At 61.3% G+C, this 21991-nt stretch carries 21 protein-coding genes; 15 read left to right on the top strand and 6 right to left on the bottom strand.

From position 1 onward, the window contains the following. Window positions 1-312 precede the first annotated feature (312 nt). The 9 genes from AC07OV_RS18840 (at window position 313) to dacB (ending at window position 9779) form a co-directional block, all read left to right on the top strand. On the top strand, window positions 313-1125 hold the full coding sequence (locus tag AC07OV_RS18840; protein ID WP_494997250.1) for a response regulator: 813 nt from the start codon (window positions 313-315) through the stop codon (window positions 1123-1125). Window positions 1126-1304: 179 nt separating this feature from the next. Beyond that, on the top strand, window positions 1305-1940 hold the full coding sequence (locus AC07OV_RS18835; protein WP_494997251.1) for a response regulator: 636 nt from the start codon (window positions 1305-1307) through the stop codon (window positions 1938-1940). A 229-nt stretch (window positions 1941-2169) separates the two neighbouring features. Beyond that, the gene (locus AC07OV_RS18830; protein WP_494997252.1) at window positions 2170-2811 is read left to right on the top strand and encodes a DUF1120 domain-containing protein; all 642 of its coding nucleotides are present in this window, start codon (window positions 2170-2172) and stop codon (window positions 2809-2811) included. A 100-nt stretch (window positions 2812-2911) separates the two neighbouring features. Next, entirely contained in the window at window positions 2912-3382 is a 471-nt protein-coding gene (locus tag AC07OV_RS18825) for a nuclear transport factor 2 family protein (RefSeq protein ID WP_176994969.1), read from the top strand. A 37-nt stretch (window positions 3383-3419) separates the two neighbouring features. Then, the gene (locus AC07OV_RS18820; RefSeq protein WP_495092758.1) at window positions 3420-3695 is read left to right on the top strand and encodes a GIY-YIG nuclease family protein; all 276 of its coding nucleotides are present in this window, start codon (window positions 3420-3422) and stop codon (window positions 3693-3695) included. 75 nt (window positions 3696-3770) lie between these two features. Beyond that, a complete protein-coding gene (locus AC07OV_RS18815; protein WP_495092757.1) occupies window positions 3771-4706 on the top strand; it encodes a glutathione S-transferase family protein in 936 nt (311 codons plus the stop codon). A gap of 109 nt (window positions 4707-4815) precedes the next feature. Beyond that, entirely contained in the window at window positions 4816-7236 is a 2421-nt protein-coding gene (locus AC07OV_RS18810; protein ID WP_494997254.1) for a TonB-dependent siderophore receptor, read from the top strand. After that, window positions 7236-8267, top strand: a complete 1032-nt coding sequence (locus AC07OV_RS18805; RefSeq protein ID WP_495092756.1) for a YncE family protein — start codon at window positions 7236-7238, stop codon at window positions 8265-8267. The genes AC07OV_RS18810 and AC07OV_RS18805 overlap by 1 nt, the downstream gene beginning before the upstream one ends. A 54-nt stretch (window positions 8268-8321) precedes the next feature. After that, on the top strand, window positions 8322-9779 hold the full coding sequence (dacB, locus tag AC07OV_RS18800) for a D-alanyl-D-alanine carboxypeptidase/D-alanyl-D-alanine endopeptidase (protein WP_495092755.1): 1458 nt from the start codon (window positions 8322-8324) through the stop codon (window positions 9777-9779). A gap of 1 nt (window position 9780) precedes the next feature. Here the strand turns inward: dacB and AC07OV_RS18795 are convergent, their stop codons facing one another. After that, the gene (locus AC07OV_RS18795) at window positions 9781-10560 is read right to left on the bottom strand and encodes an IclR family transcriptional regulator (RefSeq protein ID WP_494997257.1); all 780 of its coding nucleotides are present in this window, start codon (window positions 10558-10560) and stop codon (window positions 9781-9783) included. Window positions 10561-10680: 120 nt separating this feature from the next. Between AC07OV_RS18795 and hmgA the strand changes: the two genes are divergently transcribed. The 4 genes from hmgA to AC07OV_RS18775 all read left to right on the top strand — a co-directional run bounded on the left by hmgA (window position 10681) and on the right by AC07OV_RS18775 (window position 15390). Next, the gene (hmgA, locus tag AC07OV_RS18790) at window positions 10681-11964 is read left to right on the top strand and encodes a homogentisate 1,2-dioxygenase (RefSeq protein WP_494997258.1); all 1284 of its coding nucleotides are present in this window, start codon (window positions 10681-10683) and stop codon (window positions 11962-11964) included. A gap of 3 nt (window positions 11965-11967) precedes the next feature. Beyond that, entirely contained in the window at window positions 11968-13254 is a 1287-nt protein-coding gene (gene fahA, locus AC07OV_RS18785) for a fumarylacetoacetase (RefSeq protein ID WP_494997259.1), read from the top strand. Between the two features lie 12 nt (window positions 13255-13266). Next, a complete protein-coding gene (gene maiA / locus AC07OV_RS18780; protein ID WP_176994960.1) occupies window positions 13267-13902 on the top strand; it encodes a maleylacetoacetate isomerase in 636 nt (211 codons plus the stop codon). Between the two features lie 117 nt (window positions 13903-14019). After that, window positions 14020-15390 carry an MFS transporter gene (locus tag AC07OV_RS18775; RefSeq protein WP_495092754.1) on the top strand — a complete coding sequence of 457 codons (1371 nt, stop codon included), beginning with the start codon at window positions 14020-14022 and terminating at the stop codon, window positions 15388-15390. A 113-nt stretch (window positions 15391-15503) separates the two neighbouring features. Here AC07OV_RS18775 and AC07OV_RS18770 read toward each other — a convergent pair whose 3' ends face one another. Continuing rightward, window positions 15504-16307 (bottom strand): SirB1 family protein, encoded by an 804-nt coding sequence (locus AC07OV_RS18770; protein ID WP_494997261.1) that lies wholly within the window; start codon window positions 16305-16307, stop codon window positions 15504-15506. A 188-nt stretch (window positions 16308-16495) separates the two neighbouring features. Here AC07OV_RS18770 and AC07OV_RS18765 point away from each other — a divergent pair, with 188 nt between their 5' ends. Further along, on the top strand, window positions 16496-17515 hold the full coding sequence (locus AC07OV_RS18765) for a Glu/Leu/Phe/Val dehydrogenase family protein (RefSeq protein ID WP_494997262.1): 1020 nt from the start codon (window positions 16496-16498) through the stop codon (window positions 17513-17515). Window positions 17516-17570: 55 nt separating this feature from the next. Here the strand turns inward: AC07OV_RS18765 and AC07OV_RS18760 are convergent, their stop codons facing one another. Then, window positions 17571-17831 (bottom strand): YebG family protein, encoded by a 261-nt coding sequence (locus AC07OV_RS18760; protein ID WP_012722374.1) that lies wholly within the window; start codon window positions 17829-17831, stop codon window positions 17571-17573. 248 nt (window positions 17832-18079) lie between these two features. On the opposite strand from AC07OV_RS18760, the gene AC07OV_RS18755 reads away from it, so the two are divergent. After that, the gene (locus AC07OV_RS18755; RefSeq protein ID WP_176994956.1) at window positions 18080-18568 is read left to right on the top strand and encodes a phosphate-starvation-inducible protein PsiE; all 489 of its coding nucleotides are present in this window, start codon (window positions 18080-18082) and stop codon (window positions 18566-18568) included. On the opposite strand, the gene AC07OV_RS18750 is transcribed toward AC07OV_RS18755, so the two are convergent. From AC07OV_RS18750 to AC07OV_RS18740, 3 genes are all read right to left on the bottom strand, one after another. Then, the gene (locus tag AC07OV_RS18750) at window positions 18565-18879 is read right to left on the bottom strand and encodes a DUF3509 domain-containing protein (protein WP_176994955.1); all 315 of its coding nucleotides are present in this window, start codon (window positions 18877-18879) and stop codon (window positions 18565-18567) included. The genes AC07OV_RS18755 and AC07OV_RS18750 overlap by 4 nt on opposite strands. Window positions 18880-19166: 287 nt before the next feature. Beyond that, window positions 19167-20468 carry a serine/threonine transporter gene (locus tag AC07OV_RS18745; protein ID WP_494997263.1) on the bottom strand — a complete coding sequence of 434 codons (1302 nt, stop codon included), beginning with the start codon at window positions 20466-20468 and terminating at the stop codon, window positions 19167-19169. Between the two features lie 60 nt (window positions 20469-20528). Further along, entirely contained in the window at window positions 20529-21905 is a 1377-nt protein-coding gene (locus tag AC07OV_RS18740; RefSeq protein ID WP_494997264.1) for an L-serine ammonia-lyase, read from the bottom strand. Window positions 21906-21991: the final 86 nt, after the last annotated feature.

Genomic DNA, 21991 nt, shown 5'->3' with positions numbered 1-21991 from the left:
CGGTGAAGTTACCCAGGGTTTTATGTTTATTGAGGGCACGCGCCGTTACAGGGAAAGCGGGGGAGAATTTATCGCAGGGATACAGGGCGGGAAATGCAACTAATACGAATGACAGGGTGGCAATGACAGAAGGGGGCGGGGCTGTTGAAATAATAGGTTTTATTGGGTGTTGTCGTAGTTGTTGTATCGCTGACGGCTATGTATTCGGATATTTTTCGCGATCTTTGATTGCCCGGATCCCTTTATAAGGATCGGGGTCATTGTTTAGTTGCGAAAAGTCCGGGCGAACTGATCGCCCCTTTCGAGGGCGCCATGCCTGGTCAGTTTTCTGCACGCGATTCGAGCGATTCATTTTCTGCTGTCGATGTGTCTCGGGCGCGTGTTCTCGTAGTGGATGACCACCCCGCCTATCGTTTTCTGCTGGGTTCGCTGTTGGAACGACTCGGCGTCGCTTATCAGTGTTGTTGCAATGGTCAAGAGGCTCTGCAATGGCTGACTACCGAGTGTTTCGACCTGATGATCAGTGACTGCCGTATGCCGGTGATGGACGGATACGCCCTGACTCGTGAACTGCGAATGCGTGAGCAGGCCCAGGGGCGGCTTCCTCTGGTTGTTCTGGGGCTGACAGGCGGCCTGGGGCCGGAAGAAATCCGCCAGTGTGTGGCCTGTGGAATGGACGGCTGGCTGATCAAACCCGTAGGGTTTGCCCAGTTGCGTGAAGTGCTGTGCTACTGGCTGGCGTCGCCGAAGCCCTTGCCTTCGGCGGGGCTACCCGCAGGGGCTGCGGCTTTGCCCGGTGGCACTGTGCCCAGTCGCGTCAGTTTGATCGAGGCGTTTGGTACGTGGGAGGTTGTGGAGCCGCTGTTGCTGAGCCTGGTTCAGGAGGCCGATGCGGACCTCGCCGTGCTGGCTCACGCGCAGGCCACTCAGGACGCGACTATGGCTGCCCAACGTTTGCACCGGTTAGTGGGCAGTGTCGCGTTTTTGGGGGCGACTGGCCTGGATGCGAGGGCGGTGGACCTGATCAAACGGGTGCAGGTAAACGGTGTGGCAATCAATACACCGGCATTGAGAGCGTTCTGTCACGATGTCGAGCGGTACCTGAATTATCTTACGCAACTTTGAAGGAATACATACTTTGCCGTGTAGTACTTTTCTGTATTCCATTTCTCTTAATTGTGTAGGTATTAGTTCGCGGTGCTTTAAATACGGGGTGGCGCGCTTAATGATGAGTTATTACCTGTTGTTGCAGAAAAGCGATCGGGGTATTTTGCCAGTCTCAAACTGCCATCATGGAAAAACCAATGATCCGCATCATTATTGCTGACGATCACCCCATTGTTCGTGTTGGGCAAAAAGTGGTGATTGAGGCAAGTGGCAAGTGCAAAGTGGTCGGCGAAGCCGACGGGCCCGATCAATTGTTGGCGTTGGTCAGCCGTGTACCCTGCGACGTGATAGTAACCGACTTCGCCATGCCGGGAAATCAGCAGGCCGATGGGTACGGCCTGTTGGGTTTGTTGAACCGAAAGTACCCGGCGTTACCGGTAGTCCTGGTGACCATGTTTGCCAATGTCGCTACGCTGCGCGCAGCGTTCAGCCACGGCGCGCGAGGCGTGATCGCCAAGAGTGCTTCCGCCAGGGAGCTGCCTCAGGCGCTGAATGCCGTGGTGCAGGGCCGACAATTTGTCAGTGAGTGCTTGCGTGTGCAGTTGGACCAGGTGTGTGGTTCGCAACCGACCCAGACGCCAACACTTTCCGGCAAGGAACAGGAAGTTGTACGCATGCTCGCCAGCGGTATGACCGTCAGCCAGATTGCTGCGCGGGTTAATCGCAGTATTTCGACGATCAGTAAGCAGAAGAGTACGGCGATGCATCGGTTGTGCATTACGACCGATGTTGATTTGTTCGCGTATGCTCGGGATGTCGGGATGGTGCCTTGATGATGCCTGGTGGAAGACTTTATTAGAGTAATTACTTGAGTTTTTGTGTTCGTATTACTTGTATGTTAGTTGAGTGTTGGCTGCTCTAGATTGTTGGGGTGTTCTCGTTAAGTGTATGGCTTGAACATAATATCCCTAGTCTGTTAACCGAATCGATGGTTGAGAGGGCGACGCAGTAAAAGTGCGTCGACTGTTTCAATTAAATAATCGATCAGAAGAGAGCATTGTTATGAAGTTGCTGATTAAAACTGTCGTTTTGGCATCTGCCTTGGCTGGCGCGTCCCATACATTCGCCGTTTCCAGTATCGACCTGACGGTCAAGGGCATGATCACCCCGGCTGCCTGCACGCCGCTCTTGTCAAATGGCGGCTTGGTGGAGCATGGCAAGATCTCGGCGAAAGACCTGCACCCCACTCTGACCACGGTGCTACCGGATGCCGCGCTGCAATTGTCGATCAACTGCGAAGCTGCGACGTTGGTAGCGATCAAAGGGACGGATAACCGTGCAGGTACTTCCGCAGAGTGGAGCGGTGCCCTTCCAAACTATGGGCTGGGTCTGGCGTCCGGTGACAAAAAGATCGGCTGGTACCTCTTGAGAATGACCAACACTACTGCCGACGGTGTTTTGCGTGATGTGATCGAGTCTCCAAATGGTCAAGTCTGGATGGACGCCCCCGGCAGCACGGTTTGGCAGCCCGACTGGATGCGTACCGTCAATGGCGCGAGCAACACAGCGCCGGTACCGTTGGCGCTGACCACGTTGAAAACCGATGTTCTGATATCCACCACAATCCAGAGCCGGAGCGACTTGCCAATCACCGAAGAAATCCTGATCGACGGCAGTGCGACCCTGGACATCGTCTACCTGTAATCCCATCGGGCATCACTCATTCCTGTGGCGAATGGCCATGGCTTTCCCCGCCACTGCAGATTATCGTGCAGCACACCTAACGTTATCGCGGAGCTTGCCCATGAGTGATGCCCACACCACCCTGATCACCCGTTTCTATGAAGCGTTCCAGCGCCTGGATGCCGAAGCCATGGCCGCCTGCTACACCGATGATGTGGTGTTCAGTGATCCCGCGTTCGGTGAACTGCGCGGGCGTGATGCCGGTGACATGTGGCGCATGCTCACTACGCGCGCCAAAGACTTTTCCCTGACCTTCGACAACGTGCGCAGCGATGACCGCAGCGGTGGCGCCCATTGGGTCGCCACCTATTTGTTCAGTGCCACGGGCAACACGGTGGTCAACGATATCCAGGCGCGCTTTGTGTTTCGCGACGGCAAGATTTGTGAGCACCACGACAGCTTCGACCTGTGGCGCTGGTCGCGTCAGGCGCTGGGCACCAAAGGTTTGTTGCTGGGCTGGACGCCGCTGGTGAAAAACGCCGTGCGCACCCAAGCCCTGCGTGGTTTGAAGGCGTTCCAGGCCAGTCGTTGATAAGCTGGGCGCTCTTCTGGTTTTGCCGGCTCGACTTGTGACTGAAACTTTTGAACCCAAACCCTGGTTTGTCTACCTGGTACGCGCCGCCAATGGCTCGTTGTACTGCGGCATCAGCAATGACCCGGTGCGCCGTTTTGCCATGCACCAGCGTGGCAAGGGCGCGCGGTTCTTCCTGTCCAGCCCGGCCGTGGCGCTGGTGTATACCGAGCAGTGCGCGAGCAAGGCTGAGGCACTGCGCCAGGAGCGCTTGATCAAGAAGCTGAAGAAGAGCGCCAAGGAGTGCCTGGCGGCGAGCAGCCCATTGATTTGACTGATGGGTTCCCATCGTCCCCATTGCGCGTGTTGCAGGCTAAGCTAGCGGCTCACTTATCGAGCGGAGCCTGGTATGTCTGAGTTGATTCTTCACCACTATCCCCAGTCCCCTTTTGCTGAAAAAGCCCGCCTGCTGCTGGGTTTCAAAGGCTTGTCCTGGCGCTCGGTGCATATCGCACCGGTGATGCCCAAGCCCGACCTGATGCCTTTGACGGGTGGCTATCGCAAGACGCCAGTGCTGCAAGTGGGCGCTGATATCTACTGCGACACCGCACTGATCGCCCGCCGTCTTGAGCAGGAAAAAGCCGCGCCGACGCTGTTCCCTCAAGGCCTGGAAGTTGTCACCCAGGGTTTTGCCGCGTGGGCCGATTCGGTTGTGTTTTCCCATGCCGTGGCGCTGGTGTTCCAGCCTGAATCCCTGGCGGTGAAATTTGCCAAGGTGCCACCAGAGATGATCCAGGTGCTGGTCGCCGACCGTAAAAAACTGTTCAGCGGTGGCACGGCGGCGCGGGTGCAACTGGAACAAGCCCTGCATCAGTGGCCGGCGATCATCAGCCGTATTAATCAGCAATTGCAGCATCAGGCGGGGGATTTTCTGTTCGGCGAGCCTTCGATTGCCGACTTCTCCCTGGCTCACCCGTTGTGGTTCCTCAAAGGCTCTTCGGTGACCGCGCCGTTGGTGGATGCCTATCCCGCTGTGGCTGCCTGGCTGGATCGCGTATTGGGCTTTGGCCATGGCACGTCCACCCAGATGAGCGCCGAGCAAGCCCTGGAAGTCGCGCGCAATGCGAGCCCGGCGGTTTTGCCGGATGAGGTTTTCGACGATTTGAACGGCTTTAAGGTGGGGCAACAGGTGACCGTTTCGGCGACCGACTACGGCACCGACCCGGTGGCTGGTGAATTGCTGTTTGCCGGGCGCGAAGAGCTGATTCTGCGCCGTACCGACGAGCGTGCCGGTACCGTGCATGTGCATTTCCCGCGCATGGGTTTTTGCATCCAGGCGCAATAAATAAAAATATTTGCATACAGAGGTGAGGTAAATCGCCAGCCCATCCGTGTAGTGCTTGAAACTGCGATCTATTCGCATTAACAGCGTTTTCTACACGGGTTCTCACAGCATGAAGTCGACGGCGGGCGGTTGGGTAAAACAGTGGCTGGGAGCCTCGGTATTGGCGGTTTCGGGGCTGGCATTGCTGCCCCTGAGCATTGCACAGGCGCAGGAGCAACAAAGCGCCCAGTTCAACTTTGCCCTGGCAGCCAAACCGCTGCCCCAGGCCTTGAGCGACTTCAGCCGGGTCACCGGTATCAGCGTGATCTACACCGATGAGGCGCCCTACGGCCTCAGCGCCCCCGCCGTCAGCGGGCAGATGAGCGCGACCCAGGCCCTGCAACGCCTGCTGGGCAAGTCCGGCTTTACCTTCCGCCAGATCGACGCCCGCACCCTGGCCCTGGAACCTGTGCCGACCGAAGGCGCGGTGAACCTCGGCGCCACCACCATCAGCGGTGCCGGCCAGACCCAGGACACCACCAGCTACCAGCCGCCGCCCACCAGTTCGGTGATGCGCTCCCACGGCCTGCTGTTGGAGACCCCGCAAACCGTCAACGTGGTGCCCGCCCAGGTGCTGCGTGACCAGACCCCGCGCAACCTGGATGACGCTCTGGGCAATATCAGCGGCATCACCCAGGCCAACACCCTGGCCAGCACTCAGGACGCGGTCATGCTGCGTGGCTTTGGTGACAACCGTAACGGCTCGATCATGCAGGACGGCATGCCCATCGTGCAGGGGCGTGCGCTGAACTCCACGGCCGAACGTGTCGAAGTGCTCAAGGGCCCGTCGTCATTGTTGTACGGCATTCAGGACCCGGGCGGCGTCGTCAACATCGTCAGCAAGAAGCCTGAACTGGTGCAGTCCACCTCGTTGACCGCTCGCGGCTCGACCTTTGGCGACGGCAAGAACGGCAGCGGCGGCAACCTCGACACCACCGGCCCGATTGGGGACAGCGGCTTGGCCTATCGCCTGATCGTCGACCATGAAGACGAAGACTACTGGCGCAATTTCGGCACCCACCGCGAGACACTGGTGGCGCCGTCCCTGGCCTGGTACGGCGACACCACCAAGGTGGTCTTCGCCTATGAACACCGCGAATTCCTCTCGCCGTTCGACCGTGGCACCGCCATCGACCCCAAGACCAATCATCCGCTGGACATCCCGGTGACCCGTCGTCTGGACGAGCCGTTCAACAACATGGAAGGCCGCTCCGACCTGTACCGTCTGGAAGTCGATCATGACCTGAACGACGACTGGAAAGCCCACTTCGGCTACAGCTGGAACCGCGAGACTTACGACGCCAGCCAAGTGCGCATCGTGACCGTTAACCCCAACGGCACGCTGACCCGCAGCATGGACGGCACCGGAGGCGCATTGACCACCGACCGTTTCTCCACCTTCAGCCTGGAAGGCAAGGTCAACGTGGCCGGCATGCAGCACGACCTGGTGTTTGGCCTGGATGACGAGTACCGCAAGATCTACCGCGCCGACCTGATCCGCCAGGCACAACGCAGTGCCTTCAGTTACCTCAACCCGGTGTATGGCCGGGATGTGGAAGGCACCACTGTCAGCGCCAAGGACAGCGCCCAGACCGACCTGCTGCGCAGCGACTCGCTGTTCTTCCAGGACGCGATCCACCTGACTGACAAGTGGATCCTGGTGGGCGGCGCGCGCTACCAGATGTACGACCAATACGCGGGCAAAGGCGTGCCCTTCACCGCCAACACCAACGGCAACGGCCAGGCCTGGGTGCCACGTGCCGGCCTGGTGTATCGCTACACCGACGAGCTGTCGTTCTACGGCAGCTACACCGAGTCGTTCAAACCCAACTCCACCATTGCGGCCCTGGCCGATGGCAGCAAGTTGACCGGCGACCTGACGCCCGAGAAATCCAAGTCGTGGGAACTGGGTGCCAAGCTCGACATGCCGGGGCGCATCACCGCGAGCGCGGCGTTGTTCAACATTGAAAAACGCAACGTGCTGGTCTCGGTCGGCTCTGGCGCAAACACCATTTACAGCATCGCCGGCCAGGTGCGTTCCCGTGGCCTGGAACTGGACGCCACCGGCCAGTTGACCGACCAATGGAGCCTGATCGGCAGCTACGCCTACACCGATGCTCTGGACACCAAGGACAAGGACCCGACCCTGGAAGGCAACCGCCTGCAGAACGTCGCCAAGAACACCGCGTCGCTCTCGGCGGTGTATGACTTCGGCAATGTTTTTGGCGGCGACCAACTGCGCGTGGGCGCCGGTGCCCGCTATGTCGGCGAGCGCGCAGGCGATGCGGCCAACGACTTCACCCTGCCGGGCTACACCGTGGCGGATGCGTTTGCCACCTACGACACCAAGATCGAAGGGCAGAAGGTCAAGTTCCAGCTCAACGTGAAGAACATGTTCGACCGCGTCTACTACGCCTCGGCGGCCAGCCGGGTGTTTGTGTCCTTGGGCGATGCGCGCCAGGTGTCGGTCTCCAGCACGTTGACCTTCTGATGAAGGCCTACGCTTGGCTACTGGCCCTGTTCATCACTACCACGGCGGCGGCAGATGATGCCGTCGCCCACCGCGAACACCGGGTGACGTTGCCCGGTTCCGGTCACAGCTGGGGCTTTGTCAGCCTGGACCCGACGCGGCCCTACCTGTTTCTGGCCCGGCGTGAAAACGGCCTGACGGTGTTTGATGTGCAGCACCAGAAAACGGTCAAGACGGTGGCGCAGTCGCAAGGCGCCAACGGGGTGGTGTTCGTGCCTGAGTTGGATCGCGTGTTTGTGCTCAACACCGATGGCAGTTTGAGTGTGGTGCAGTTATCCACACTCAAGCCGCTCAAGCGCATCGAGGTGGCGCAAAGCAACCTCAACAGCGCGGTGTACGAGCCTTCGACCGGCAAAGTGATCATCGTCAGCGGGCGCCGTGCAGACCGATCAACCTTGTTCGAGTTTGATCCGAAGCTGGAGCGCATCACCGGTGGCCATGAGCTGGCGGTGAAGAAGATCGACCCGCTGCTGCTCAAGGGCGACGGCAGTTTCTTCCTGCCCATGCGGGATGAAGGCAAGGTCGCGCGTTATGCCGCGAGCAACTTTGCGCTGCTCGACACCTGGCAGTTTGCCGACTGCCCCAAGCCCAGCGCGTTGGCCCAGGATGCAGAGCGGCAACGTTTGTTTGTGGCCTGTCGAGGCGACACGCCGTTGTTGATCGTGGCGGACCGCGAGACGGGTGAAGTGAAGGTCAGGTTGCCGATCGGGCGTGACGTCAACGCCGTGGCCTACGACGCACGGCATCGCCGCTTGTTGATCCCCAGCGGTGTGGACGCCAACCTTGTGGTGATCGACCAGAGGGATGCCGATCATTACGTCGTGGCAGCGACCATCAGCACCTTGCCGATGGCCTACAACATGGCGTTCGACGCGCAGCGCCAGCGGGTTTACCTGCCGGCCATGGACTACGTGCTGCCCGCCGCCGAGCCCAAGGCAGACCCGCAGTTTCAAGCGGGAACATTCTCTATCACCACCCTGGCACTTGATTGAATGCGGTGAATTACCCAAGCTGCGCACTTTCTTAGATTCAGGAATGCCAGGGTTATGCGGTTGGGACGATGGATACAGGCTGGCGCGATGGCGCTGGGTTTGGGTGTGTTGCTCGGCGGTTGCGCCACGTCTTCGAACACCGCGAGCGGGCAGCGCCTGGACCAACTGCTGGCCGACCCGGCGCTGCATGGCGCCACGGTCTCCCTCACGGTACGGGATGCCCGCAGCGGCGCCACGCTCTATCAGCACAACCCGCGCACGCGGCTGGTGCCAGCCTCCAACCTCAAGTTGTTGACCACGGCGGCGGCCATGGATGTGCTGGGGCCGCAGTATCGGTTCTCCACTCAGCTCTTGAGCAACGGCCAGCAGCAAGGTGATCGCCTGACCGGCAATCTGTACCTGCGCGGCCTGGGCGATCCCACCCTGCAGTTTGCCGATTACCAAGTACTGGCCGCGCAACTCGCCAGCCGGGGCGTGCGCGAGGTGCAGGGCGACCTGGTGTTCGACGACACCTGGTTTGACGCCGAGCGGCTGGGCGTCGACTGGTCCCATGACGATGAAAGCACCTACTACGGCGCGCAGATTTCGGCGCTGACCGTCTCACCCAACAGCGATTTTGATGCGGGCACCGTACTGGTGACTGCCAAGGCCTCGTTGCGTGCAGGCCAGCCGGTGGGGGTGGAGATCTTCCCGCCCACCGACTACCTGCAATTGAGTAACCGCGCCGTCAGCGGCCCGGGCAATACCTATGGGATCAACCGCCGTCATGGCACCAACCTGCTGCAGCTCAGTGGTGCGGTGGCGCCGGGCAAACAGAGCCAGCAGTTGGTGAGTGTCTGGGAACCGACGCAACTGGTGGCCAACCTGTTTGAACAGGCGTTGGCCCAGCAGGGCATCCGCGTGTCGGGTCGTCGGGTGATGGGCGGCACCAGCCCGGCAACCGCCAGCGTGCTGGCCGAACACCAATCGGCACCGTTGCAGGAACTGATCACGCCGCTGCTTAAACTGTCGAACAACAACATGTCCGAAGCCTTGCTCAAGGCCATGGGGCGCCAGACCGCCAATAGCGGCACGGCGGCGGCGGGGGCGCTGGCGGTGGCCGGGTTTCTCAAGCGCCAGGGCCTGGATGCGGCCGCGCTGAATCAAGTGGATGGTTCCGGTTTGTCGCGACGCAATCTGGTCTCTTCGCAAACCCTGACCGACCTGTTGCTGGCGGCCAGCAAACAACCCTGGTTCAACGCCTGGTACAACGCGCTGCCGATTGCTGGCAACGCCGACCGCATGACGGGTGGCAGCCTGCGTTACCGCCTGGTCGGCACGCCGGCCGAGAACAACCTGCATGCCAAGACCGGCTCCATGGGCGGTGTGTCGTCACTCAGTGGCTACATCAATGATGCGCGCGGGCATCGGTTGGTGTTTTCGATGGTCACCAACAACTACGTGGTGACCGGGGCGCAGGTCAAGGCCGTGGAAAACCGCGTGGCCGTAGCCCTCGCCGGTTGGGACAACTGATTCAGGGCTGGTAGCCCATGCGCCAGCTCACGGCCCGGGTCGCCGCCAGCAAGTGCTGGGCCGCCGGGCCATCTTCATCAGCATGGAACAGGGAGGTGGGGCCGACCACGGTCATCACCGCCGCCACCTGCCCGACCGCGTTGAACACCGGCGCCGACAGCGCATCCACCCCGGGCATCAGCAAGCCATGCACAAAGTGCAGGCCCCGGCTGCGGATCTGTTCGCAGGCGGTGGCGTAGGCCTGGTCGTCCGCCAGGGCGTGGGCAGTGCCCGCCTGGATTTCGCGCTCGCGCAACTCCACGGTCTCCCGTGACGGCAAGTAGGCGCTGAACACCAGCCCGGTGGAGGAACTGAGCAGGGGCAGTACCGAGCCCAACTGCGTCACCACCGTCACCGCACGCACGGCGGGTTCGATCTGCACCACGGTGGCGCCCAGGTTGCCCCACACCGCCAAAAAGCAGGTTTCGTTCAATTCATCGCGCAGCTCCGCCAGAGGCATCGCGCCGACTTTCAGCACGTCCATGCTGCCCAGCGCGGCCAGGCCCACGCGCAACGCTTCGCGGCCCAGGCCGTAATGGTTGGTGGCGGTGTTCTGTTCGGCAAACCCCGAGGCGATCAGCGCCTGTAAATAGCGATGCACCTTGCTGGCGGGCATCTGCACGTGCTCGGCCAGGCGTGACAATGACGTGGCGGGGGACAGTTCGGCCAGGGCCTTGAGGATGTCGGTGCCCACTTCGGCCGAGCGGACTTTCTGTTTACCGGTGTCGCGGGGCTTTTCCATGGGGCAGCGGGAATCCGAGAGATGAATGGGCGTCTTTATAGCTTGACGGTCGATAGTGATCAAATTACGTTATGCGTAACTGGATTACGATAAAAACAACTTCCGCTCAGAGGACGATCCATGACCCTCGAATACCTGTCGGGCTTCGGCAATGAATTCGCCAGCGAAGCCCTGCCCGGCGCACTGCCCGTCGGCCAGAACTCCCCACAAAAAGCGCCCTACGGGCTGTACACCGAACTGTTCTCCGGCACCGCGTTCACCATGGCGCGCAGCGAAGCCCGTCGCACCTGGCTGTATCGCATCCAGCCGTCGGCCAATCACCCAGCGTTTATCAAGTTGGAACGGCAGTTGGCCGGTGGCCCGCTCGGCGCGGTGACGCCTAATCGCTTGCGTTGGAACCCACTGGATATTCCGGGCGAGCCGACGGACTTCATCGATGGGCTTGTCGGCATGGTTGCCAACGCCGGGTCGGAAAAACCGTCTGGCATCAGCATCTATCACTACCGCGCCAACCGCTCCATGGAGCGTGTGTTCTTCAACGCTGATGGCGAACTGTTGATCGTGCCCGAGCAGGGCCGCCTGCGCATCGCCACCGAACTGGGCATGCTGGAGGTGGAGCCGCTGGAAATCGTCGTGCTGCCGCGTGGCCTTAAATTCCGCATCGAGCTGCTGGACGCCCAGGCGCGTGGCTATGTCGCCGAGAACCATGGCGCACCGCTGCGTCTGCCAGACCTGGGGCCTATCGGCAGCAACGGCCTGGCCAACCCACGCGACTTCCTGACGCCGGTGGCCCATTACGAAGACCTCAAGCAACCGACCACCCTGGTGCAGAAATTCCTCGGTGAGCTGTGGGCCTGCGAGCTGGATCATTCGCCGCTCAACGTCGTCGCCTGGCACGGCAATAACGTGCCGTACAAATACGACCTGCGCCGCTTCAACACGATTGGCACGGTGAGTTTCGATCACCCGGACCCGTCGATCTTCACCGTGTTGACCTCGCCCACCAGCGTGCACGGCCTGGCCAACCTCGACTTCGTGATCTTCCCTCCGCGCTGGATGGTGGCCGAGAACACCTTCCGTCCGCCGTGGTTCCACCGCAACCTGATGAACGAATACATGGGCCTGATCCAGGGCGCCTACGACGCCAAGGCCGAAGGTTTCCTGCCGGGCGGTGCGTCGCTGCACAGCTGCATGAGCGCCCACGGCCCGGACGGCGAAACCTGCACCAAGGCCATCAACGTCGAGTTGGCGCCGCACAAGATCGATAACACCATGGCCTTCATGTTCGAGACCAGCCAAGTGCTGCGCCCTACACAGTTCGCCCTGGAATGCCTGCAACTACAAAACTCTTACGACGCGTGCTGGGCTTCGCTGCCCGCCACCTTCAACCCGAACCGGAGATAACCCATGACTCAGCCCACACTTACCCGCAGCTGGGTGGCCTCCGCCAACGGTCACACCGACTTCCCCCTGCAAAACCTGCCGTTGGGGGTGTTCAGCATCAACGGTTCGGCACCGCGCGCTGGCGTGGCGATTGGCGATTCGATCCTCGACTTGCAGGCAGCCATCGACGAATTCGAGGGTGATGCCCGTCGTGCCGTCGAGGCAACGGCCAGCGGCCAATTGAATGCGTTTTTCGAACTGGGCCGTGGCCCGCGCGTGGCCTTGCGCGAACGTCTACTGGAACTGCTCGCCGAAGGCAGCAAGCTGCAAACCCGCGAGGCCCAGGTGCTGCACCGCGCCGCCGACTGCCAGATGCACGTTCCGGCGCGCATCAACGACTACACCGACTTTTACGTCGGCATCGAACACGCGCAGAACGTCGGCAAACTGTTCCGTCCCGACAACCCCCTGCTGCCCAACTACAAATACGTTCCGATTGGCTACCACGGCCGTGCCTCGACCATCCGCCCCTCGGGTGTCGACGTGCGCCGTCCAAAAGGCCAGACCTTGCCGGCCGGTCAGGCCGAGCCGACCTTTGGCCCGTGCGCACGCCTGGACTACGAGTTGGAACTGGGCATCTGGATCGGCCAGGGCAACGACATGGGCGATTCGATTGCCATTGGCGACGCCGCCGAGCACATCGCCGGTTTCTGCCTGCTCAATGACTGGTCGGCGCGGGACATCCAGGCCTGGGAATACCAGCCGCTGGGGCCGTTCCTGTCGAAGAGCTTTATCACCACGATTTCCCCATGGGTCGTCACCGCCGAAGCCCTGGAACCGTTCCGCAAAGCACAACCGGCGCGCCCTGAAGGCGACCCACAACCACTGTCGTACTTGCTGGACAAACGTGACCAGGCCGCGGGTGCACTGGACATTGAACTTGAGGTGCTGCTGACCACCGCCGCGATGCGTGAGCAGAACCTGCCGGCGCATCGCCTGGCCCTGAGCAACAGCCTGCATATGTACTGGACCGTCGCGCAGTTGGTGGCCCACCACAGCGTCAACGGTTGCCAGTTGCAGGCCGGCGACCTGTTTGGTTCGGGTACTTTGTCCGGGCCGGAAGCGGGCCAGTTCGGCAGCTTGTTGGAGATGACCGAAGGCGGCAAGAAAGCCGTCGAGCTGCCGTCCGGCGAAGTGCGCAAGTTCCTTGAGGACGGCGACGAAATCATCCTGCGCGCCCGTTGCCGCCGCGAAGGGTTTGCCTCCATCGGCTTCGGCGAATGCCGGGGCACCGTGATCGCAGCGCGCTAAGAGGGCAGGGCGATGGAACTCTACACCTACTACCGTTCCACCTCGTCGTACCGGGTGCGCATCGCGCTGGCCCTCAAGGGCCTGGATTTCACCGCGATACCGGTCAACCTGCTGGTGCCACCGGGTGGCGCCAACCGCCAGCCGGAGTACCTGGCGATCAACCCCCAAGGCCGTGTGCCGGCCTTGCGCACCGATGAGGGCGAGTTGTTGATTCAGTCGCCCGCGATCATCGAATACCTGGACGAACGTTATCCACAGGCGCCGCTGCTGTCAGAGGACCTGGCGACCCGCGCCCATGAGCGTGCGGTGGCGTCGATCATCGGCTGTGATATCCACCCGCTGCACAACTCCAGCACCCAGAACCTGCTACGCCAGTGGGGGCATGACGAAGCGCAGTTGCTGGAATGGATCGGCCATTGGATCAGCCAGGGGCTGGGCGCGGTGGAGCAATTGATTGGCGACCGAGGCTTTTGCTTCGGGGAACAGCCGGGGATGGCTGACGCGTTTCTGATTCCCCAGCTGTACGCGGCTGAACGCTTCAAGGTGCCGTTGACGGCGTACCCACGCATCGGTCGCGTGGCGGCGTTGGCGGCGCAGCATCCGGCCTTTATCCAGGCGCACCCCGCCAACCAGCCTGATACCCCCTGACCCTGTGGGACTCGGTTGGCTGGCGATGGCGGTGTGTCAGGTCGACCGCTATCGCCGGCGAGCCGGCTCCTACAAGGTTGCGCGTGGCCATAAAAATAAAATAATAGGTACCTTGCGATGCACTCTCAGATTGCCAGCTTTCGTGCGGCACTCGACGCCCGTCCGGTGTCGCGCTACCAGTGGTTGATTCTCTTGTTGCTGGCCTTGCTGCTGGTGACCGATGGCTACGATGCCCAGGTGCTGGGTTACGTGGTGCCGGCCCTGGCCAAGGATTGGGGCCTGGAAAAGGCCGCGTTCGGCCCGGTGTTCAGCGCCAACCTGTTGGGGCTCACCTTGGGCTCATTGCTGGTGACGCCCCTGGCCGATCGGTTTGGCGTGCGGCGCATCCTGCTGGGCTGCGTGCTGATCTACGCGACCCTCACGGTGTTGATGGTGTTCGCCAACTCACTGACCACCCTGATGGTGGCGCGGTTTATCTGCGGCATTGGCATGGGCGGCGCGATGCCCAGTGCCATGGCCTTGATGTCGGAGTATTCGCCACCGCGCCTGCGCACCCTGATGGTGACGTTGGCGGCGTGCGGCTTTTCGTTTGGTGGCGCGGCGGGTGGGTTCGTGGCGGCCGGGTTTATCGAAGGCTACGGGTGGCAGGCGGTGTTCCTGGCGGGTGGCGTGACGCCGTTGTTGCTGTTCCCTTTCCTGGTGTGGCTGTTGCCCGAGTCCTTGCCACGTTTGCTGCGTGACGCGCCGCCTTATGCGCGCCTGCAAAAGGTCACGGCGCGCCTGTTGCCGGGCTGGCAGCCGCCGTTGGCGAGTGCTGCAGACAACCTGCGAGAACAAGGCAGCACGCTGACGGTCGTGGAGCTGTTTCGCCACGGTTATGCGCGCCCGACCGTGCTGATCTGGGCGACGTTTTTTGTCAGCCTGATCCTGCTGTATTTCATGATCAGTTGGCTGCCGTCGCTGTTGCTGGAAAGCGGTTTGGCGTTGAAGGAAGCCAATTTGGTGACGTCGATGTTCCTGTTTGCCGGCACCTTGGGCGCCATCGGCATGGCCTGGTTCGCCGACCGCTTGAAAAGCAAGGTGCGCCTGCTGTCCGGTGTTTTGGCGGCAGCCGCGGTGTGCACGGTTTTGCTGGGCCTTAACCACGATAACCCACGCTACCTGGTGGCCTGCGTGTTCGCCGCCGGGTTCTGCATCATCGGCGGTCAGCTGACCCTCAACGCCTTTGCCAGTAACTTCTACCCCGCACACGTACGCGCAACGGGCACGGGCTGGGCGCTGGGGGTAGGGCGATTTGGCTCGATCCTCGGGCCGCTGTTTGGCAGCTTGTTGTTGGCGATGCACATTCCGGTGGAGCAGATATTTTTCTTCTGCGCTATTCCTGCGGTCATTGCGGCGCTGTTGATCATCCAGGTGCGTTCGCCTGGCATGGATGTGCCGAAAAGCCCATTGCCCGGCGATATTCTAAAAGCGCCGGGCAATCACTGATTCACCCAGCCCAAATGTAGGAACCGGCTTGCCGGCGATAGCGGAGTGTCATTGACGGTTTTTCCGACTGTCCCACCGCCATCGCCGGCAAGGCAGCTCCTACAGGCCGGGTGCTAATGCACTATGGCATTAGGTGGCAAATGCCCCAGCCGTTCGGTCAGGCGCAGGCGCTGGATCGGGTCTTCGCTGAGCAGCAACGCATGCTCCAGGTCAAAGCGCTCGGCACTCGGGCAATCCAGGCGCTGGTACAGGCTGGCGCGTGCCAGGTAGTCGGCGGCGCTGGCGTTGCCCAGTTCCAGCACGCGTTCGGCGTCGATCAGGGCGTCCAGCGGCGCATCATTGGAAAGGTGCAACTGGCGCAGGTTACGTGACAGCCGTTGCAGGATCGAACGGGGTTCGGCGGTGTGCAGGTGCTCGGACTGCAACTTGAGGTTCGGCCCGTACTGGCGGTGCAGCAGCTCGCGGCAATCGTTGGGGTACAAGCGCCGGCCGCCACACGGGTCCAGCAAGTGGTCGGCGCCCGGCACCCGCAGCAGGAAGTGGCCGGGAAAATTCACCCCGACCATCGGAATGTTCAGGCGTCGCGCCAATTCCATCGCGATCAACCCCATGGCCAGCGGCTGCCCGCGTTTGCGCTGCAGCACCTTGTCCAGTAAGGCGGCGGCGGGGCGCAGGGGGGTAAAGTCGTCCTGGGCAAACCCCAGGTCATTCAAGCGCCGCAGCAGGGGCTGGCCCAGTTCGTCGGCGGGCAACATGGGCATGCCGATGCTGACCTGTTGTTGCAGCAGGGTGAGTTCTTGCAGGATCACTTGCGGCTGCACCGCCGGATCGTGCTCGGCCGCAATCCACAGCGCAGCTTCGAACAGCGCAGGGGGTGAACGTTCCAGACAGGCAAAAAAGGCTGTGCGGGGATTCATTGCGTTCTCCGGCAGATGCCCCCGTTTTAGCCTTGCTGAGAATTTTCGTCCAGCACATTGGGGAAATATCCCACGGTCTTATGTCGCAAGGCCTGCAAAACCGGGCGGCTTATTCCAGCGCGCTTCGGCAGTTTTTTACCGTAAGCCTATACTTGGGCCTCTACCAGAAGTGATTCGGGAGCTCATTGATGTTTGCGCTCATGCACAGCACCCGCCTTGAATCGCTGCACCTGAGTGTCGACCCGGCCACCGGGCTGAAGGCGGTCATAGCCATCCACAACAGCCGCCTGGGCCCTGCTTTGGGCGGTTGTCGCTACCTCGCTTACCCCGACGATCAAAGTGCCGTGGCCGATGCTGCGCGCCTGGCCCAAGGCATGAGCTACAAAGCCGCCCTGGCCGGTTTGCCGGTGGGCGGTGGCACGGCGGTGATCATCCGCCCCGTGCATGTGGAGAGCCGCGCTGCCTTGTTCGAAGCCTTCGGCCGCTGCATCGAAAAACTCGACGGCCGCTTCATCACGGCCATCGACAGCGGCACCTCGGTGGCCGACATGGACTGCATCGCCCAGCACACCCGCTTCGTCACCAGCACCACCGCCGCCGGCGACCCGTCGCCCCATGCCGCCATGGGCGTTTTCACCGGCATCCGCACCACGGCCATGGCCCGCCTGGGCAGCGACAACCTGGAAGGCTTGCGCGTGGCGGTCCAGGGCCTGGGCAATGTCGGGTTTGCCCTGGCCGAACAGCTGCACGCGGCCGGCGCTGAACTGCTGGTGAGTGACATCGACCACGGCAAGGTGCAACTGGCCATGGAACAGCTCGGCGCCCACCCCATCGCCAACGATGCCTTGCTGAGTACGCCCTGCGACATCCTTGCGCCCTGCGGCGTTGGTGCGGTGTTCAATCGCCACAGCGTCGGCCAGTTGCGTTGCGCCGCCGTGGCCGGTTCCGCCAGCGCCCAGCTGACCAACCTCGACATCGCCGACCAGTTGGAAGGGCGCGGCATCCTCTACGCCCCCGACTATGTGATCAACTCGGGTGGGCTGATCTACGTCGCGCTCAAGCACGGTGGCGCAGAGCTGGCGGACATCACCGCACACCTCTCGAACATCGGCGCACGCCTGACCGAGATCTTTGCCCACGCCCAAGCCGAAAAACGCTCCCCCGCACGGGTGGCGGACGAATTGGCCGAGCGCCTGCTGTACAAATAAGCCAGGCATTAAAAAGGCCCTGAGTCAGTGACTCAGGGCCTGTTCAATTCTGGCTTTATTCTGCCGGTGCGTTCAGCAACTCGGACAACGCGTCCGGCTGGCTCTTGAACGCCTTGGCAAATACATCGCGGTTCTTCGCCATGTAGATCCCGGCTTCTTCCACCTGCTGCTCGCTCAGGGACGGCACGGCTTTTTGCAACACTTCTGCCAGCAACTCGGCGAGTTCAAGCATCTTGTCATGACGGTCAGCTTCGGCTTTATCCATGAACAAACGCTCCAGATCTCGGCTGCTGCGGTATACCACTTCGACGGCCATTCACCACCTCACATGCCTTCACGATAGTTGTCTTTTGCGACTACTGTATTCATATACAGTGAAAAGGGTAAGCCAAACCGTGGGGTTTGGGTAGCAGTTTTTTAATGTAGCCCGTAAATACAGGTTTGCCGTGCCTCATGTCACCCCGCCATCATCTTATATCGGCCTCTGGCCTTTTTTCTGCATGCAGAACAACCGTCACGTCCAACCCGCATTATCCGGTCGAGTCGACCTAAGGAAGCATCATCGTGAAAATCAACTGGGCCGAAAAGCTGCGCCAGAACGTGCATGAACTGGCCGAGTCCCTGGGCAACCTGTTTGTCGAGTCGTTCCACTACCTGGCGCTGTTCGCCATTGGTGCGGTGACGGCCTGGGCGGCGGTGATGGAGTTTTTGGGGATGCTGGAGAACGGGCACATCAAGATCGATGACATCTTGTTGCTGTTCATCTACCTGGAACTGGGCGCAATGGTCGGGATTTACTTCAAGACCAACCACATGCCGGTGCGCTTCCTGATCTACGTGGCGATCACCGCGCTGACGCGCCTGCTGATCTCCAACGTGTCCCACCACAACCCGCCAGACATTGGCATCATCTACCTGTGCGGCGGGATTCTGCTGTTGGCGTTTTCGATCCTGGTGGTGCGCTACGCTTCGTCGGCGTTCCCGTCGGTGAAGGTCGAAGGCCCGCGCCGCAAGGGCGAGGCGAGCCTGGAAACCGAGAAGGGCGAGCTTTAAAGCCCGACGCTGAAGGGCAGGGTGTTCGTAGGCGGTCGCTGCAAGCGCTGGTGATCGCCGTCAGTCATCACCGCCAGGATCTCCATGGCGCTGTGACCCTGCTCGATGGCGATGCCGAACTGGATGCTTTGCACCAGGCGTTTGAGCCGTTGCGGGTCGTTGCGTTGTTCGGCGCTGATCATGCGCTTGGCCACCACGCCCGACTCGTTCGAGAGGGTGAGCATGATGCTGCCATCCAGCCGTTGGATACTCAGGTTGACACGGTAGTTGGGGGTGAAGGTGTCTGTGATGATCTGAAAAGGATTGTCCATGGTGCGTTACCGCCTGATAAGAACATGCAGTCATTGACGACCGGTGTCGGGATTAGTTCGCGTTTCCTGACCACTGGCCACTCCGTCGCTGAGGTTTCCACAAGGTCCGTTGTCCTCAAGAGCTGTACAGCAAAGGCCGTGCCGTACAGCACCCTGTCAGGCAATGAATACCCCTTGTGGGAGCGGGCTTGCCCGCGATGGCGGCGAATCAGTCAACAATTGTTTCGATGAACGATCGCTATCGCTGGCAAGCCAGCTCCTACATGGGAGCTGCGTTGTGGGCTATTTCAGGGCAGTACCGAGAAAACGATCGCAGACAGCGCAATCAAGCCGATCACCACCACAAACACATTCGACACCTGGCCCGAGTACTGGCGCAGAGATGGCACGCGACGGATCGCGTACATCGGCATCAGGAACAGCAGGCACGCAATGATCGGCCCACCCATGGTTTCGATCATGCCCAGGATGCTCGGGTTGAAAGTCGCCACAGCCCAGCAGGTCAGCACCATGAACAGGGCGGTGCTGCGTTCCAGCCATTTGGCCGACAGCGAACGGTTACGGCTGCGCAGGGATTTGACGATCAAGCCCTGGAAGCCTTCGCTGGCGCCGATGTAGTGGCCGAGGAAGGATTTGGTAATTGCCACCAGCGCGATCAGCGGCGCGGCGTAGGCGATCACCGGGGTCTGGAAGTGGTTGGCCAGGTACGACAGGATCGAAATGTTCTGGGCCTTGGCCGCTGCCAGGTCGGCGGGCGACAGCGCCAGCACGCAGCTGAAGCAGAAGAACATCACCGTCAGCACCATCATGCCGTGGGCCGTGGCCAGGATGCCGCTGCTCTTGCGTTCGGCCTGCGCGCCGTACACGCGTTTTTGATCGACGGCGAACGCCGAAATGATCGGCGAGTGGTTGAAGGAAAACACCATCACCGGGATCGCCAGCCACAGGGTCTTGAGGAACAGCGGCATCGGCATGCCGTCACCGGCGGAGGCGAAGAACGCGCCGTTCCAGTTGGGGATCAGGCTGAATGCCAACAACAGCAGGGCGGCGACGAACGGGTACACCAGCACGCTCATGGCCTTGACGATCACGCCCTGGCCGCAACGCACGATGGCCATCAGGCCGAGGATCAGCACCAGCGACAGGATCGCCCGTGGCGGCGGAGCCATGTGCAGTTGGTGTTCCATGAAGCTGCCGAGGGTGTTGGTCAGCGCGACGCTGTACACCAGCAGGATCGGGAAAATCGCGAAGAAATACAGCAGGGTGATCAACTTGCCTGCGCCCACGCCGAAATGTTCCTCGACCACTTCGGTGATGTCGCCGGATTTGCCCGACAACACAAAGCGCGTCAGCCCACGGTGGGCGAAGAAGGTCATCGGGAAGGCCAGCAGTGCCAGCACGATCAGCGGCCAGAAGCCACCGACGCCGGCATTGATCGGCAGGAACAAGGTGCCCGCGCCGATGGCGGTGCCATACAGGCCGAGCATCCAGGTGGTGTCGTGTTTGGTCCAGCCGGTGGTCACGGTGTTTTCTAGAGCGGGACTTGCTTCTGAAGGTGTAGCGCCAGCAGGTGTACGTACATCGGTCATCGTTATTGCCTCGTTATTATTTTTGCGCGGGCTCACGTTGGGGCGGTCAGGAAATGCTCCTCAGCATTCCACCCAGTTCACAGCCAGGCCGCCCCGTGAAGTTTCTTTGTATTTGTCGTGCATATCGGCGCCGGTATCGCGCATGGTGCGGATCACCCGGTCGAGGGAAATGAAGTGTTTGCCATCACCGCGCAGGGCCATTTGCGTGGCGTTGATCGCCTTGACGGCGGCGATGGCATTGCGCTCGATGCACGGCACTTGCACCAGGCCACCGACCGGGTCGCAGGTCAGGCCGAGGTTGTGTTCCAGGCCGATTTCGGCGGCGTTTTCCAGTTGCTCGGGTGTCGCACCGAGCACATCGGCCAGGCCAGCAGCGGCCATGGCGCAGGCGGAACCGACTTCACCCTGACAGCCAACTTCGGCGCCGGAGATCGAGGCGTTTTTCTTGCAAAGAATGCCGACGGCGGCAGCGGCCAGGAAGAAATTGACCACGTCGTCGTCGCAGGCTTCGGGGTTGAACTTCATGTAGTAATGCAGCACTGCGGGAATGATGCCCGCCGCGCCGTTGGTCGGTGCCGTGACCATGCGCCCACCCGCCGCGTTTTCTTCGTTGACGGCCAGGGCAAACAGGTTGACCCACTCCATCGCCGACAAGGTCGACGTGATGACATTCGGCTTGCCGATTTCCAACAGGTTGCGATGCAATTTTGCGGCGCGACGGGGCACATCCAGGCCGCCCGGCAAGATGCCTTCATCGCGCAACCCCTGTTCCACGCATTCGCGCATCACCGACCAGATATGCAGCAGGCCACTGCGGATTTCCTCGTCGCTGCGCCAGGCACGTTCGTTGGCCATCATCAGCTCGGAAACCCGCAGGCCGTGCGTGTTGCACAAGGCCAGCAGTTCGACGGCGCTGGAGAAGTCGTAGGGCAATTCCACTTCGCTGGTCGGCGCAATACCCGACTCTGCCTCAGCGGCTTCGATGATGAAACCACCGCCCACCGAGTAGTAGGTTTGTTCGCTCAACACGCCGTTGTCGCCATAGGCGTGCAGGGACATGGCGTTGGGGTGGTAAGGCAGGCTTTCGTCGAGCAACAGGAGGTCGTGTTGCCAGTTGAAGGCAATGTCCTGGGTGCCGGCGAGTCGCAGGCGACCGGACTCGCGCAGTTGCTGGATGCGCGCGTTGATGGAAGTTGGGTCAACCGTGTCTGGCCATTCGCCCATCAGCCCCATCACGCAGGCGCGGTCGGTAGCGTGGCCGACACCGGTGGCCGACAACGAGCCGTACAGGCGTACTTCGACACGCCGCGTGTCGCTCAGCAAGTGTTGGTCTTTCAGGGCTTGAGCAAAGGTCGCGGCCGCCCGCATGGGGCCGACGGTATGGGAGCTGGACGGGCCGATGCCCACCTTGAATAGATCGAAAACACTGATAGCCATGCTAAAGCCTTACAAGCAATGGAGTAGAAATCGCTGCCATGTTTTGTAGGACGAGCGGAATTGGCGCGATACTGAGCCTCTGGATC

Source organism: Pseudomonas sp. GW821-FHT09A09, from assembly GCF_059418405.1.
This window is presented reverse-complemented; position numbering and strand designations above follow the sequence as displayed.

What these genes read in the sequence shown, in the direction of transcription:
- AC07OV_RS18795 (WP_494997257.1), bottom strand. Translation starts at nt 10,560, where the DNA reads ATGGAAAAGCCCCGCGACACCGGTAAACAGAAAGTCCGCTCGGCCGAA.
- AC07OV_RS18775 (WP_495092754.1), top strand. Translation starts at nt 14,020, where the DNA reads ATGCACTCTCAGATTGCCAGCTTTCGTGCGGCACTCGACGCCCGTCCG.
- dacB (WP_495092755.1), top strand. Translation starts at nt 8,322, where the DNA reads ATGCGGTTGGGACGATGGATACAGGCTGGCGCGATGGCGCTGGGTTTG.
- AC07OV_RS18810 (WP_494997254.1), top strand. Translation starts at nt 4,816, where the DNA reads ATGAAGTCGACGGCGGGCGGTTGGGTAAAACAGTGGCTGGGAGCCTCG.
- AC07OV_RS18840 (WP_494997250.1), top strand. Translation starts at nt 313, where the DNA reads ATGCCTGGTCAGTTTTCTGCACGCGATTCGAGCGATTCATTTTCTGCT.
- fahA (WP_494997259.1), top strand. Translation starts at nt 11,968, where the DNA reads ATGACTCAGCCCACACTTACCCGCAGCTGGGTGGCCTCCGCCAACGGT.
- hmgA (WP_494997258.1), top strand. Translation starts at nt 10,681, where the DNA reads ATGACCCTCGAATACCTGTCGGGCTTCGGCAATGAATTCGCCAGCGAA.
- AC07OV_RS18805 (WP_495092756.1), top strand. Translation starts at nt 7,236, where the DNA reads ATGAAGGCCTACGCTTGGCTACTGGCCCTGTTCATCACTACCACGGCG.
- AC07OV_RS18765 (WP_494997262.1), top strand. Translation starts at nt 16,496, where the DNA reads ATGTTTGCGCTCATGCACAGCACCCGCCTTGAATCGCTGCACCTGAGT.
- AC07OV_RS18740 (WP_494997264.1), bottom strand. Translation starts at nt 21,905, where the DNA reads ATGGCTATCAGTGTTTTCGATCTATTCAAGGTGGGCATCGGCCCGTCC.
- AC07OV_RS18745 (WP_494997263.1), bottom strand. Translation starts at nt 20,468, where the DNA reads ATGACCGATGTACGTACACCTGCTGGCGCTACACCTTCAGAAGCAAGT.
- maiA (WP_176994960.1), top strand. Translation starts at nt 13,267, where the DNA reads ATGGAACTCTACACCTACTACCGTTCCACCTCGTCGTACCGGGTGCGC.
- AC07OV_RS18825 (WP_176994969.1), top strand. Translation starts at nt 2,912, where the DNA reads ATGAGTGATGCCCACACCACCCTGATCACCCGTTTCTATGAAGCGTTC.
- AC07OV_RS18835 (WP_494997251.1), top strand. Translation starts at nt 1,305, where the DNA reads ATGATCCGCATCATTATTGCTGACGATCACCCCATTGTTCGTGTTGGG.
- AC07OV_RS18750 (WP_176994955.1), bottom strand. Translation starts at nt 18,879, where the DNA reads ATGGACAATCCTTTTCAGATCATCACAGACACCTTCACCCCCAACTAC.
- AC07OV_RS18815 (WP_495092757.1), top strand. Translation starts at nt 3,771, where the DNA reads ATGTCTGAGTTGATTCTTCACCACTATCCCCAGTCCCCTTTTGCTGAA.
- AC07OV_RS18830 (WP_494997252.1), top strand. Translation starts at nt 2,170, where the DNA reads ATGAAGTTGCTGATTAAAACTGTCGTTTTGGCATCTGCCTTGGCTGGC.
- AC07OV_RS18770 (WP_494997261.1), bottom strand. Translation starts at nt 16,307, where the DNA reads ATGAATCCCCGCACAGCCTTTTTTGCCTGTCTGGAACGTTCACCCCCT.
- AC07OV_RS18760 (WP_012722374.1), bottom strand. Translation starts at nt 17,831, where the DNA reads ATGGCCGTCGAAGTGGTATACCGCAGCAGCCGAGATCTGGAGCGTTTG.